Annotated in this window: 9 protein-coding genes and 5 pseudogenes; 9 read left to right on the plus strand and 5 right to left on the minus strand. The window is 61.3% G+C overall.

The features are described from left to right. Together JKL46_RS31940 and JKL46_RS36020 are read right to left on the minus strand one after the other, a co-directional pair. Positions 1-75: pseudogene (locus JKL46_RS31940) on the minus strand (co-chaperone GroES); the annotation flags it as partial. A gap of 904 nt (positions 76-979) precedes the next feature. Beyond that, positions 980-1,222: a hypothetical protein gene (locus tag JKL46_RS36020; protein WP_246529679.1), complete on the minus strand. Its 243-nt coding sequence runs from the start codon at positions 1,220-1,222 to the stop codon at positions 980-982. A gap of 215 nt (positions 1,223-1,437) precedes the next feature. Here JKL46_RS36020 and JKL46_RS36025 point away from each other — a divergent pair, with 215 nt between their 5' ends. The 6 genes and pseudogenes from JKL46_RS36025 to JKL46_RS31970 all read left to right on the plus strand — a co-directional run. Continuing rightward, a complete protein-coding gene (locus tag JKL46_RS36025; RefSeq protein ID WP_246529680.1) occupies positions 1,438-1,674 on the plus strand; it encodes a hypothetical protein in 237 nt (78 codons plus the stop codon). Positions 1,675-1,813: 139 nt separating this feature from the next. Further along, a complete protein-coding gene (locus JKL46_RS31950; RefSeq protein ID WP_201842241.1) occupies positions 1,814-3,442 on the plus strand; it encodes a GMC family oxidoreductase in 1,629 nt (542 codons plus the stop codon). A 1-nt stretch (position 3,443) separates the two neighbouring features. Further along, the gene (locus tag JKL46_RS31955; RefSeq protein ID WP_201842243.1) at positions 3,444-3,836 is read left to right on the plus strand and encodes a hypothetical protein; all 393 of its coding nucleotides are present in this window, start codon (positions 3,444-3,446) and stop codon (positions 3,834-3,836) included. 2 nt (positions 3,837-3,838) lie between these two features. Further along, the gene (locus JKL46_RS31960; protein ID WP_201842245.1) at positions 3,839-4,744 is read left to right on the plus strand and encodes an NAD-dependent epimerase/dehydratase family protein; all 906 of its coding nucleotides are present in this window, start codon (positions 3,839-3,841) and stop codon (positions 4,742-4,744) included. Positions 4,745-5,456: 712 nt separating this feature from the next. After that, positions 5,457-6,356 (plus strand): annotated as a pseudogene (locus tag JKL46_RS31965) (aldehyde dehydrogenase family protein); the annotation flags it as partial. A 56-nt stretch (positions 6,357-6,412) separates the two neighbouring features. Continuing rightward, positions 6,413-6,622: pseudogene (locus tag JKL46_RS31970) on the plus strand (3-keto-5-aminohexanoate cleavage protein); the annotation flags it as partial. Positions 6,623-7,037: 415 nt separating this feature from the next. On the opposite strand, the gene JKL46_RS31975 reads toward JKL46_RS31970, so the two are convergent. Further along, positions 7,038-8,066: a M10 family metallopeptidase C-terminal domain-containing protein gene (locus JKL46_RS31975; RefSeq protein ID WP_201842247.1), complete on the minus strand. Its 1,029-nt coding sequence runs from the start codon at positions 8,064-8,066 to the stop codon at positions 7,038-7,040. A gap of 563 nt (positions 8,067-8,629) precedes the next feature. On the opposite strand from JKL46_RS31975, the pseudogene JKL46_RS37090 reads away from it, so the two are divergent. Further along, positions 8,630-8,868: pseudogene (locus tag JKL46_RS37090) on the plus strand (hypothetical protein); the annotation flags it as partial. Positions 8,869-8,882: 14 nt separating this feature from the next. Here JKL46_RS37090 and JKL46_RS31980 read toward each other — a convergent pair. Next, positions 8,883-9,803, minus strand: coding sequence for a DMT family transporter (locus tag JKL46_RS31980; RefSeq protein WP_201842249.1), 921 nt, complete (start codon positions 9,801-9,803; stop codon positions 8,883-8,885). 784 nt (positions 9,804-10,587) lie between these two features. On the opposite strand from JKL46_RS31980, the gene JKL46_RS31985 reads away from it, so the two are divergent. Continuing rightward, positions 10,588-10,725, plus strand: a complete 138-nt coding sequence (locus JKL46_RS31985; protein WP_201842251.1) for a hypothetical protein — start codon at positions 10,588-10,590, stop codon at positions 10,723-10,725. A gap of 853 nt (positions 10,726-11,578) precedes the next feature. Next, positions 11,579-11,761: a hypothetical protein gene (locus JKL46_RS31990; protein WP_201842253.1), complete on the plus strand. Its 183-nt coding sequence runs from the start codon at positions 11,579-11,581 to the stop codon at positions 11,759-11,761. A 2,249-nt stretch (positions 11,762-14,010) separates the two neighbouring features. Here JKL46_RS31990 and JKL46_RS31995 read toward each other — a convergent pair. Continuing rightward, positions 14,011-14,283: pseudogene (locus JKL46_RS31995) on the minus strand (ATP-dependent zinc metalloprotease FtsH); the annotation flags it as partial.

Here is a 14,283-nt window from a genome sequence, read left to right on the forward strand (position 1 = left end):
GATGCCGCCGGCCGTCTTCTCTTCGGCCTCGATGCGGCGGACGACGACGCGGTCGTGCAGCGGACGGAACTTCATGGGATGCTTCCTCGCTCTTTGAATTGGAAGCACTCGTCTGCGCCGAGACGCCCGATTAGCACTCGACGCATGAGAGTGCTAAAGCGAGGAGATAATCCAATGCCGCAGGCGAGGCAAGACCTCTTGAAGAGGCCACGCTCGAGGTGAGTTGGTTCGTCACACGCATAATAATCGGAGCGCGATCTCTCTGGCCGATGCTCGTAGGTCATCCGCCAAAGTCAACCTCGGCATTGTTCGATCGCAGGCGAGAGGTCTGACTGTTGCAATCGCAGACAACGTCTCAGAAAGGCAACAAAATAGCCCTGCAAGCCTGAGGCCAGCGGGGCGGATGAAATGCCTCGGCGATACTCAGTTTCGTTCTATGGATGGGGACCGTCTGTGCCCGCGCACTTTTTACAGGACGACGACGACGCGCACGTGGCCTTGGTCTCGGACGCTCATTGACCCGTCCCCCCGTATAGCGATACTGGCTTTCATGAAGCGCCTGATCGCATCCATCCGAGCCATGCTGTCGCGTCGTCCAAGTACCAAGACTCAAGCTAGTCTCACCGCCGTCGAGTACGAGGCGATCTGCCTGATCACAGATGAGGGAGGGGCGGTCTACGGCCGAGCCCGACAGCAGGCGTTTTACTGCCGCGCAAGAGGCAGCGAGCAAGGGTTTCGGTTCTGGTCGGCTGTGGCGACTGAAGTCGACCGGCGAGCGGGTGCCAGCGCCAAAAGTGCCAATCAGCCGACTTGATAAGGCCCTCCATATTCTCGGGCGAAGGCTCGAAAGGCGCGGATCGTGCTAGAGCGCTCCGCGCATCCAGCCTCATCGACGCCGCAAGCACCGGATCGGCCCTCTAGATGGGCGGTACATTCCCGAATGATGAGACGGCCCTTCAATCCAAGTCCGTCCGCAACCTCACGCCCCCTTCTGAGCATCCTTGAGAAAATCGACTGCGATAGACGGCAACTCGTGCCGCTGACCGGAGGCACGGCGCTGGAATGCATCAAACTCGGCCTTGCGGATCATGGCCGCTTCAAAACTCAGTCCAAACCGCCCCACTATCTCCTTAACCGTATCCGTCGAACCAAGGAGATGGTTGGGAGCCAGGAACATCGCAGCAAATCGCCTTGCTTCACTCTCCTCTTTCCGGGCTTCCAACACGAGCCTTCCGGCGCTCATTTGGGTGGGCGGCGAACAGCCCAATGGCGTCAGGGCCGGTCGCCAACACCTCGCCGTCGGGGCTGATGTGGCAATCGTCGCCTTAGGTAGAGTTCATGACGCAGACGCGTGGCCCGCGGCATCCTTCGTCCTCAACTTCACCAGCTTTGGGCGGCCTACCAAAGCCGTCGGCTCACTTAGTGAGGCCGGTGCGGTTGTCGGGCGTTCCAACGGGCCTGTACGTCTTCTTGGTCTACGCGATCTCGGGCAGGTTCGCAGCCGTGCCGAGCCTCGTCGCGGTCGCGCGCACCGGCATGGGCGCGCCGAACGGCGGTGTCGGCGCAGTACTCCAGGCGATTGACGCCGTGGTGATCGGCAGCGCCAGCCTTATGGTGGGCGGTTCAATACCCTGCTGGGCACCCTTCCGCTCGCCATCATCGGCAGTATTATGAGCCTGTCGAACGTGCCGGACTATACGCAGCAGGTCATTAGGGGCGTCGTGATCGTCATCGCGGTCGTCCTGCGACGGATCCTGGACGGCGGAAAGAACGCCTGAAACGTTCTCTAAGGATGAATAGGCACAAGACCACCATGGCAGACTATGTGATCGTGGGCGGCGGCGCGGCTGGCTCGGTGCTAGCGAACCGCCTTAGCGCAGACCCGGCCTGCGAGGTCCTGCTGATCGAAGCGGGGGGCAAGGACAGGCATCCCTTCATCCACATGCCTGCTGGCTATTTCGGCCTGATGAAGACGGGAGCGGTGGATTGGGGCTATTACACCGTGCCGCAGGCCGCCATGGACAACCGAAGTCTGTTCTGGCCGCGCGGTAAGGTCCTAGGGGGCTCTACCTCGGTCAATGGCATGGTCTACGTGCGCGGCCACGCGCAGGACTTCAATGGCTGGGCGCAGCTCGGCAATAGCGGCTGGTCCTATGACGATTGCTTGCCTTACTTCAAGAGGCTGGAGAACTGGGAAGGCGGCGTGGACGAGTTCCACGGCGTCGGCGGTCCTGTCAGCATCACGCGGCTGAAATCGCTGCATCCGCTCAGCCAGGCCTTCCTCGACGCAGGCGCGCAGGCAGGTTATCCGCGGGTCGACGACGTCAATGCGGCCGAGCAGGAAGGCTTCGCGCCGATAGATAGCTATGTGGCCAACAAGCGCCGCGTCAGCGCCGCCACGGCCTATCTGAAGCCCGCGTTGTCCCGGCCCAACCTTGAGATCATCACCAACACGCTCGTCGAGCGGATTGTGGTCGAGAACGGGCGGGCCACGGGCGTCGAGACCCGGCGCGGGTGGGACAGGCAAACCATCCGGGCCGAACGCGAGGTGCTGCTCTGCGGCGGTGCCATCAACTCGCCGCAGCTGCTGCAGCTCTCAGGCATCGGCGCGCCAGAACTCCTGCGTGCGTTCGGTATTCCGGTTGCGGCGGCCTTGCCAGGCGTCGGCGAGAACCTGCAGGACCACATTGCCTGCGGGGTCAAGATGGCGATCAACCAACCCATCAGCCTGTACTCGCACACGCGGCCCTTCAAGGCAGCGCTCGGCCTCGCGCAATATTTCCTTTTGAACAGCGGTCCCTGCACCGTCAGCGGCGGTGAGGCGCTCGCCTTCGTCAAGACGCGGCCGGAACTCGCCATGCCGGACGTGCAGTTCCATTTCGTCAACCTGATGTACGAGGATTGCGGCAGGATCATCGTGCCTCACCATGGGATGATGGCCTATTTCAATGCTTCACACCCGGTGAGCCGCGGCACCATCCGCATCATCTCGACCGATCCCCGGAAGCATCCGGCCATTGACCCGCGGCATCTCACCGCGCGCCAGGACGTGGAGGTGATGCGGGAGGCGCTGCGTATCGGCCGCTGCGTCTTCGCCCGGCCTGCCTTCGTGCCGTACCGCGATCGGGAATTCGCGCCCGGCGCCGACGTGACCTCGGACGCCGGCATCGACGCCTACATCCGGGCCAATGCCAACTCCACCTTCCATCCGGTCGGCACCTGCAAGATGGGCCACGACCCCATGGCGGTGGTCGATGACACCCTGCGGGTCCGCGGCGTCGAGCGGCTGCGCGTGGTCGACGCGTCGATCATGCCCAAGCTTATCTCGGGCAACACGGCGGCCGCCACCATGATGATCGCGGAGAAGGCCGCCGATCTGATCCTTGGTCGCAGCCTGCCGCGCGCCGAGCGTCCTAGCCGCGAAGCCACCAAGGTGGTCTGACATGGGTACGGCGTCCCTCTCCATCCTCGAAGCGCGCGGCGTCTATGCGGCGCTTGACCTCGAGCTCGACCACATCGCGACCTTCCGGGCTAGCCGCGGCGGCCGCGAGGCTGCGCCCTTCCACTGTGTGCCCTGGGCCGGTGAGGACCTGTCGCATATCGACATGCGCCCGCATCTCCACCGCATGTCGGTCGACTTCTTCTGCGCGCCCTTCGCTGCGGCGGACGTGGATCCGGCGCCGTTCCACGGTTGGCCCGCCAACAGCGCCTGGGAGATTGTGGAGGAACGCCGCCTGCGGGACGGCGCTACGGCAACCTACCGGCTCTTGCACCTCGTCATGGGTGCACGTCGCGCGAGATCGCCGTACGTTGCTTCCCAAACCACAAAGGCCTGAACATGACTGCTGCCCTGCCATCGTCGGTGTTGGTCACGGGAGCCAGCGGCAACATCGGCCGAAAGATCGTCGAGGCGCTCGCTCCGGCGCCGTGGTGCAACCGTATCGTCGCCCTCGACCTCGCCGCCAGTTCTGACAAATTCTCTCCCGCGGCTGCCACGAAGCTGCAGGCCGTGTCCGGCGATCTCAGGCATGCGGTGGGCGACTGGACGTCAGCTTTTATCGGCATCGACGCATGCGTCCATCTCGCAGCGCAGAACCCCGATGTCGATGCCAGCTGGAGCGAGGCCGCGAACTCCTTCGACATGACCGTCAATGTCGGTATGGCGTGCCTCAGGCACGGTGTCGGCCGGCTCGTCTTTGCTTCGTCCAACCATGTGATGGGCGGTTACAAGGACGCTCCTCTTTCCGATGGCTTGAAGCCTGGCCAGCTGACGACCGATCTCGCGCCCGCGCCGGGCACCAAGTGGCACGATGGCACGAACTTTCAGGATTCGACCCCCTATGCCACCGCCAAGCTTATGGGCGAGCGGTTCACATCGGACATCGCGCGGCAATCCGAAGGCCGGCTCACGGGGATCAGCGTGCGGATCGGTTGGGCGCAGCCGGGCGAGAATCTGCCCCGCACGATCAGCCATGCCGGCTCGGTTATCGGCGGCATTCCCGAGGCGAAGGACGATGCGGCGCGACGGGATCTACGCTGGTTCCGCAATATGTGGCTCTCGAACGCGGACCTCACAGCGCTATTCTTGGCGGCGGTCTCCGCCGATGCGGCGCCATGGCCCGAGCCGGCGATCATCGTGAACGGCATGTCGGCGAACCGTGGCATGGACTGGGACCTATCATCCGCCATCCGATGGCTGAACTACCGGCCCAACGACGACCTCTACGCTCAGCACGAACTCTAACACGATGGCGCAAGGCACCGCATGCTTCTGTCAGCGTTTCTTGCGAGCTGTTCCAGCCGGAGGAATTGCCATGCTCGGGGCGGTAGCTGGCCCATTCCCACAGGCGCTTCAGCCCAACAAGCGGAATAGACGGAGTAAATGCAACGGATTAGCGTACGCGAACCAAGGTATTGGCTGCGGGTGGTTCATGGCTCACCCCCCTGGAAGACATGAGGATGGGCGCGTGTGGGGCCATGACTAAGCGTGTTCGGCAGACTCTGTCAGCTCTCTACCTGAAGCAAAGCTCCGACGAGAGGCTCGCCGATGCGACGACCATCGGAAGTGGAATGGAGGCTTGATATGATGAGCTCTGATGCTTGATGAAGCTGTTTCCCCTAGAGGGCGAAATCCCTTCCGAATATGGTCCGCCATCTCCGATTCATCAGCGGAATTATCTGGTCGATGGGGAGTTGAAAGGCTGGAGGGGCAGGTCGAGACGGTTCGATCGCCTGTTTGCGTACGTCGCCGGGACGGCTCCTTGGAGCAGATCGAGCTCGGGAGCTACCCGGTCGGGGGCGAGCCGGAGGCGGAACACGCCTTGGCTGCGGCCATAGCTGCCTATGATGAGGGTAGGGGCATCTGGCCGACCACGACGGTCGCTGACCACATCGCCTGTATGCTGGCCTTCACAAGCCAGATGATCGCCCTCCGCTAGGAGGTGGTCAACCTCATCATGTGGGAAATCGGCAAGAGCCAGGCCGACTCGGAGACGGAGTTCGACAGGACGGTCGACTACATCCGCGCCACCATTGAGGCGCTGAAGGAACTCGACAACAGCAACTCGCGCTTCCTCGTCGAAGGCACGATCGGGCAGATCCGGCGCACTCCGCTGGGCGTCGTTCTGTGTATGAGACCATACAACTACCCGCTCAACGAGACGTTTGCCACGCTGATCCCGGCGCTAATCATGGGCAACACGGTTGTCTTCAAGCCGCCGCGCTATGGCACACTGCTGTTCTATCCACTGCTTGAGGCGTTCCGAAGCGCTTTCCCGAAGGGGGTCATTAACACCGTGTACGGGCGCGGCTCTGTCGTCGTGCCCCGTCTGCTCGATTCCGGCAAGGTCAACGTGCTGACCCTGATCGGGTCGAGCAAGGTCGCCGATCACCTGAAGAAGCTCCCGCCAAAGGCGCACCGCCTGCGTGCCATTCTCGGGCTTGATGCCAAAAATGCCGCCATCGTCCTGCCGGACGCCGATATCGAGCTCGCCGTCAAGGAATGTCTCCTTGGAAGCCTGTCGTTCAACGGCCAGCGCTGCACGGCCCCGAAGATGCTGCTTGTTCATCGATCCATCGCCGAGCCGTTCTTGCGGCGGTTCTCCGAGGAGTTGGGCAAGCTCAAGGTCGGCATGCCCTGGGAGAAGGGGGTGAGCATCACACCGCTGCCTGAGCCCGGCAAGGTCGACCACATGACGAAACTCGTTGAGGACGCCAACGCCAAGGGAGCCCAAGTGGTCAACGAGGGTGGCGGAGCGGTCTGCGGAACGATGTTCCACCCAGCAGTTGTCTATCCCGTGATGGAGGGAATGAAGCTTTATCGGGAGGAGCAATTCGGGCCGGTGGTTCCCGTCATGCCATTTGAGGATCTCGAAACTGCCGTCGAATACGTCATCACGTCCGAGCACGGTCAGAATGGGCCCTGGGGCGCGGGGCCGATGCGGTCCGCACGGGTCTCGAAGATAACATTCGAGTCACCAAAGATCGTCTCGCCTCCTCGAACGCGGAACTCGTGTCACTGGCGGCCGAGGCGGTGCGCCGTCATGGCCGGCGTGTAGCCACCGCTGAGGAGGCCCGTGCACTTCTCGAGCTTAAGCCCGCTCAAGGCATACGGGCGGCCTGAGCAAACTTTGACCTCCCCGTTATCGGGGATGATGATTTCGGTGCCTTATGCGTCCATCTGCATTCTTCGGGAAGCGGTGCTATGGTGAGCCCATCTGGGACGCGGGGCACCGGAGCACGAAGGTGCGGGCAGGCCGCCGATAGACGTTCGGCTGAGAGCCCGAGCTCGTTACATGGCCGCCCCCTTGCGACTTGCCCGGATGCGCTGCGAGCGCGGATCAATGAACGGGGACAACAGGATGGCTCCTCGATTCGCCATCCCTCGCTACACTGCCAAGGTTAATGCAATCGTGCCCCATTTCGATGAGCGTCTTCTGCCCGAGGTGTTCGCCGTCGGCATGGCCAGTCAATCTGTCCCTGAGCCTGACGACATTGGCGAGACGCGATCCAACGGCGACATAGGCTGCTCAATCTGGTCAGACATAAAAGTCCGCCGAGCTGAGATTGATGAGACCTTGCAGCCTGATCTGGAATTCGATGCAGGTGTCGGAGTCTCGGTCACCGTACACCATGGTGTAGTCGTTTCTCGTACCAGCATTGTCGAACTTCGCGTAGCGCAGTTCGCCTCCCGCTCCCGTGCCGAACGCGCCAGTACCCAGCCAAGCGAATGCGTTGTTGCCACGCAGGACAGAACTCGCGTCCATTCCCGAGAGGTCGATGTCATCGACGAGATGCGTGAAGTCCGTGATCACGTCATCGGCTTCGCTGGACGAGTCGAAGTCGAAGATGTCGGATCCGGCGCCCCCGGTCATCCGATCGACGCCAGCGCCGCCATCAATGAGGTCGTTGCCAGCGCCACCGCAAATCGTGTCATTCCCGGCTAACCCGTAGAACCCGTCCATGCCGTTGCCGCCGCTCAGTATGTTCGCGCACGCCGTGCCGCTGTTGGCCAGGACGGTGCTGAGGCTCATGCCGCCGAACTGCTCCGTATAGAACTCCTGTGTCCGGAAATAGTCTTCGAAGCCGGAGAGCGTAAGATCCGACATGAGCGTGCCGGTTCTCGTGAACCCACCAAAGGTGCCGCCACCCGCATATTCGTCGAAGTTCCCGAACATGTGGCCCGCCTCGTGCGCCGCGATCTCGTCGTGCATGTCGTTCGGCCAGCCACTGGGGTTGCTCAGGTACCAGTTGGCCATATCGGAGTTCCCCGGGCCAGCATGAACATTTACCGCGTGGTGTGCGCCGCTATCGACGAAGTAGCAATCGAGCTTGACCTCGTACAGGCGGCTGCCATCGGAGAAGAACACCTTGTTGTTCCAGATGTCATTGATGCCGTTTTTCCATTGGCTCGCAAAAGAGCCCGGATTATCGCCGACCAAATCGATCTTGAGCGTGGTCAGCGATTCCGAGTTCAGGAAGCTCAGGTCGTAGCGAACATCCCATGCAAAGCCGCCGTCTGATCGGTCCTCGAAGTAGTTGATTGCCTTTGTGTCGAACGAAGCCATAGCTGCCTCCTTCCACAACTCTGCGATCCCGGGATCGCGCTCTAACTCTTCCGACTATGTTAGCTCGATTTAAACCGATTCCTCACTTCGCCAGAGGCATAAAAACAACAGTCAGGAAAAATTTCAGAATAACCGAGAGTATTTACGGCAATAAAGTGAGGCGCATGCTCACGGATAAGAAGACGAAGGCCCAAGATATGGAATTGTATATTGGGCATTCGAATTTCTCTACTGTATATAAAGTAGTACATCGGGGACTTTGAGCGACTTCAGTACTATGCATCATTTGAGTGCTCGAGTGAAGCATCTGCTCATTGGCACCGATCCGGTTCACCATGGGGTGGCGGCTGATGGGGAGCGTATTTCGTTGGGCCTGGGTCCGGAGCGCTTCGGGTGTTGTGCCGGCTCGACAACGGTGTCGGTTGCGTTGCCCAGGACGGGGTTGATCTGGCGAGCGTTACTTGCCTGGAGTGCCCGGCCGTTTAGGCGTTTAGGGAACGCCGGGCAATGGGAAGATGGGTTTGGCCTTACTTGGTGCGGAGAGCAGCCTTCGCCAGAGTGAACTGCGACGCCGGTCCGCGATCGAGCTGAGGATCGGGCACATGAAGGCGAACGAGCGACTGGGACGCAATCACCTGCTCGGAGCGGCCGGCACAGTCTCAGACTGATCCTGAACTGGCTCAGGCCTTTCGTCGCTTGGCTCATGGCAGCCCTGCTGGGTTCAGCTGCGCAATCGAACCTTGCCAGCGCCATGGAATGCAATCGCCGCCTGATCCAACGCCATCGTTCAGATGATGTCTAGATTAACGCCAGAATTCAAGGCCGGCGGCTTCCGGTAGAAGTGAGCTTCTCCTCTTTTGCCCTGACGTGCTCGCGGTGGGCTGTGTACAGACCGCTAGCCGCAATGATGAGCCCGCCGGCCAGGGTAATCGCCCCTGGGATGGTGCTGAAGACGGCAAAGCCGAGCAGACCGGCGAACACGAGTTGGATGTAAGTGAACGGCGCGATGGTAGACGCTGCGGCCTTGCGGTAGGCCAGGATTGTGAGCCAATGGCCCACGGTTGAGAAGGCGCCCATGAGAACAGCCAAACCAATCTCTCCCGTGGTGGGCATGTGCCAGTTGAACGGCATGAAGACTGTCAGAGTGACCAGACCGATGACAGCCGTCCATGCCAAGGTCGTCTCCGGCCCTTCCGAACTCAATTGCCGCGTGGTGATGGCGGTGACAGCCCCGCCGAGTGCCGCACAGATTGGAAGCAGGGCCGCCAGTTGAAAGGCCGAGCCGCCGGGCTGTACGACGAGCATCACACCCAAGAAGCCCGCCACTGCGGCCGCCCAGCGCCGGATACCCACCGTTTCCCCGAGCAGCGGAATCGAGAGGGCCGTGATGAAGATCGGCGAGATGAACAAGATGGCGGTCGCCTCGGCCACTGGCAAATATCTCAGTCCGAGGAAGAAGAGGACGGTTGAGCCAGCACCCGCCAGCGCACGGATAATCTGGAGAGGCAGGTTCCGGGTGCGCATTGCGGGCAGGCCGCGTGCGCCGAAGGCTGTCGGAACGACCACCAGGCAGAAGACGCTGTAGCGCAGCCAGGCGACCTCGATGGCGGGCAGCGTGCCCGTCAGTATCTTCGCGATGACGTCGCCCATCGAGAAGAAGACGGTCGCCAGAACGGCTAGACCGATGGCGCCGAGGGTTGCGTCCTTGATAGGCGCACCACCTCTTGTGGTTGGCATCACCGAGATCTTTTCGGCAAGCGGTAGATCGTCCATTGCGGTCGAGACAGATGGAGGAGGACTCATGGGTGCTTGGACGATCTCAGCATGGGCTTGGCGCGTCACGCGCTCAGTCAGACTGAAGAACTAGCCGATAGCGCTGAACGTTTGGTGAACTCACCTTCGATCGTTCTGCGGGGCACCTCCGCGCTGAGTGCATGAGCTCCCGCGGCATTAAGACCAGTGCGCTTTATCCACTTCTTTACACTTGATTCGTGATGCGGTCCTGCTTGTGCACAAGGAAAGCCGAACCGCTCCCGACACGGCAGGTCAGGGCGCCAGCATCGTTTGAGCCTGCCTTCGATCCAGGCGAACGCGCGCCATTGAGGACAGCGTGATCGGAGACCTCACCCGCTCGCCGTAGCCGCCGCGGCGCTGATCCATTCCAGGACGCTTTGGACCACGTATGGGAGGAATCGCGTCCACTGGGTTGGCGGGGCCCTGTAGCTCAATGCAAGCCTTGAACCCGACCGACAGCAGCAACCCGACAGTCACGCCTCCTCTCTTTGCCAATCCTGTACCAAGCCAGCCACCGTCTCCCAATGACCTGTAGTGGTTGGGCGAACAACTGCGGGTTGCTTATGGTCCGGCCGAGGCTTCGCTCCCGGCGCGATTGACAGAGCTTATGGAGCGGCTCGCGCGAAACGAGATTGCCGAGGAAAGCCTTCACGCGTAATTGGCCTCTCAAGTTTTGCCCCAGACCGACCAAGCCTGCTATTGCATGCAGGTAAAGAGGAGGAAGCCGATGGCTGGTAAATCACGCATAAGACCGTCGTTCAAGAAGCACACCCGCCGCTACAAGGAGGTGATTGCCCCAACCAAGGTGCTCGAAGGGATGAAGAAGCTCACCAAAAAGCGTCGTTACGCCAGCCGTCATGGATAAAAGGCAACCTCATCGGCTGCCTGCATTCCTCTGTTGCTCATTGAGCCCAGCTTGTCGCGTTGGTGTGTGATCGTGGACGGATTCGTCTCACGCCGATAAGAAGCGGGTGATTTTGGCAAGGTGAGCCGAGCTGCACTGATCGTGGAAATGCCCCCGAAGATGGTAGGGCGTTCACGCGATGTTGGAGCTTGGACCGGTCGCTCCAAAGGGTTGGTCCGCTGCGTGCGAGCATCACGTGAGCTGGAACCCAGCGATGGACCACTGCTGCAGGCAGCGATGCCCAGGACTTGGAGAGAACATTCATCTCCCTAAGGTCCGTGAGACCGTGCGCAAGCGTTCAGCGCAGCCCTTTTATGAGACGGGTTGCATTGCAAAGAGGCGCGATGCCGCCGATATCACCCTTGGCTGATTTCAACGCGGCATCGCCTTCTTCCTCCCGGCGCTGTCGTATCGGCCGTTCCCTCTGGAAGGTTTTGACTTTGTCGGACCTTAACTTCGCCGGGCTTTATGCCCGGCTTTTTGTTGTCTCGGCGTCAACGGACGCCGCTGCGTTCTAGCGAAAAGCGATCCGCTGAGGATCCCGACTTTAGTCGGTGATGGGCTGATTCAAATGCGCCGCGCAGGCTGCGGGCGAGATAAACGCCCCAGCCGAGGTGCTGTCTGAAACCTCGGCCGGGGCGCTGGTGTGTCAAGGGAATGCCACACATCTTGAATGTAAGCGATCCTGAGCCCTCGGCAATGCTGCTTTCGACGGTCACCGATCAGGCGCATCAAGACCGGCCGTGTGGCCTGCCGGTGACAGACATCAGCGCAGAAATGGGACACATAGCGCTGGCCGAGCGTCAGGATTTAATTGTCGCTTGCGCCCGTTTTCCAGAACTCGCCGAATTCATCGAAGGTCTTCATCATGCCGCCGCTAGAGGTCGCAGCGCCTGTCTTTGCTCCGGTCACCCCGACATTCACGCGGGCTGCTGTCCGGTTCGTCGTCGCCTTTGCCGCCTTGCTTGGCCTGAGCCTGCTGCTGGCCGGGCTCTGAGGGCGTATCTTTTCGACGCCTGTGCCCGCGGCGATACAGCCAACGCGCTTGAGATCAGGCATTCTGTCCTTGTCCTTGAAGGAACGGCTGGGGGGCCGATTCTCCCTGGAAGGGAAGCGCCTCTGCTCTTGCATGGGGCGCTTCTCTTTGCCAGGACGGGCCGGGCCTCATCATCGCATCCAACCCGGTGACGAGCCTGCCGCAGATGAAGAGATTCGCGCCGCCAGGCGAGGCTTCCCTGTCATTTCCCGGCCCAGCCCCCATATCAGGGTCGGTTCCAACCCAAAGTCATTGCTCAGATGAAGCGTCAGCACACCACCTTTTCGGTCGAGATCAAGAAGTCCCGCACCCAAGCCGAGCGTCACCACCTTCCGCCACAGCGCCTGTTCGACGTCGTGCCTCCTCCGCCTGAAGCTCCTCGGATCCCCCGGAACGAGGCCGTGCCCAAGGTCGCCGAGCCGATGGCTGCGCCTCGCATCCTGCCGAGCATTGTCGAGTCGAAGTGGGGCCAATCAGAGCTAGCCGAGCCCACCCGCCACAAGCGCTCACCGGCGGGCAAGCGCGGACAGATGGAATTCGACTTGAGCGCTGTCTCTGGAGACGTGAACGACGCACCTGGGGATACGCCTGTACATGCTGAGGTCGACTTGCCGGCTGCCACCGCTGCCCCTGTTAACGAGGACGCAACGTCGACGCCTGACGCCCAGCCTGCCTCGGGCGAGAGTGCGAAGTCCAAGGCACGGAAGGTCAGGAAGAACGTGCCTGCGCCTGTCGAACCGGCACGAGCAAACGAGCCAGCGCCAGAAGTGGAGCCGACGCGGCCTGCAGAAATGATCGGACCGTCGACCGCAGTCGAGTCGCGGTCAAACGAGCGCAGGCTGACCAGGCGTCTGGCGGCCGCTGTTCAACTGCCGCGCAGTGAGCGCTGGAAGCGGCGCCTTCATCCCGCCTCCTGGCGAGCTCATCAGCACTCAACGCCGGTTTGAGACGGCTGCCGATTCACCAGCATGATGCTGTCCCGTCCATGTGCCCAGACGCAGTGATCCACGAACATCTCGCAGAGGGTGAGCCCAGCCGGTCCACCGCAAAATTCCCGAAGATAATCGTGAGAACGAGAAGCTTGCCTTCGGTGATCGACTTGTGCTCGTTCGCCATGGCGCACTGAATGTCGACCGCGATCAGGACGATCACCAGGAAATCGGCCCCCAATCACTCCGATTGATGCTTCGCGGAGAAGCGCAGGATCGAGAACAGCACGATGTACATCATTGTGTCGCACAAGACGATTTCGATCAGCAACTGCTCTCGGCTGAACATCGCTTGCCATCGTCAGGCATCTCGACAAGACCGCAAGTGGACATCGCTGCCCGGTTAGGCGGCAGCCGGGTCGGGAAAGCAGTCCGATGGGCAGTCAATGTCCGTCTTTGTGAACTCTGCCGTGAGAGTTCGCTCCAGCTCCCCTGTCAGAGGCGTGGGGATTGGCTCTGTTCCAGCCCCGCTGACCCTGCTGAACGAAGCGTTTCCGTTTGCGCTTGATCTCGCTCCGCAGGTGGACAGCCAAAAGGGGCAAAGCTTCGGCGCAATTCCGTCCTCTTCCTGGATGGGGGGCAGCCTCCGCCGCTTCAGCCGCGGCTATATCGTCTGGTGTTGAATCAGGATGCGTACGTACGCATCCTCCTCCAATTGGCTGAAGGCGCTATGCTGTGCCGCATAGTACTCTCGCAAGACAGGGGCGTGTTCGAGGAGGTATATCTCGAAGGCTTCATCCCTGTCCTTTTGTTCCCATCTGACCGAAGGGCTCTGCTTTGGCATCTTCCGGGGCTCCCTGGACTCTAGCCTTCGGTCTCTCTGTCTTGGAGTTCGGCCCCTCCCAGCCCTTTTGGGCCTCCTCCAAGCTGCCAACGTTTGCTCGATCGCTGTGAAGGGAGCGGGTCTTCTGCTTGCACATCCATCAAAAGCTCCGCTGTCCAAGTCGCTCTATTGGTTTCGCCGCTACGCACCAGGCTGGCGATAATCACTCCAACGAGCAGCACGTCGTAGCTGCCGGGTGCAAGCCGAGAGAGAGTATAGGGCATCTCTGTGCGTCCATTTGCTTCCTAACTGGAATAGAAATCTTTCGAATGCCCTCGCGACGACGTGAAACCGATTGGATAAAAAGCCATTAGAGCTTTCCGGGGAAGCAACAGTTGTTGTCATGCTACGTGGGGATAGACAATCGCCTGCAGTAGCACTCGCCTCCTCGCCTTTGACTAGCTCTGGGGTTGAGGAACCATGCCCCCATCGCTCTCCCGCGGACGGCCCCGTCCGGCGGTCGGAACGGCGGAACCGCGGCTGGGGGAGATCGCATCGCCGGTGTCCCGGACCGGAGGCTGGCCATCGAGCAGATGCCTGATCTCGTCCCCGGTGAGGGTCTCGTATTCGAGCAGGCCGCGGGCCAGGGCCTCCAGCTCGTGCGCCTTCTCGGTCAGGATGCGGCGGGCGTCGTTGAGCCCGTCCTCGACCAGGCGGCGGACCTCCGAGTC

It is taken from the genome of Microvirga zambiensis WSM3693 (assembly GCF_016735695.1).
GTDB classification, from domain to species: domain Bacteria; phylum Pseudomonadota; class Alphaproteobacteria; order Rhizobiales; family Beijerinckiaceae; genus Microvirga; species Microvirga zambiensis.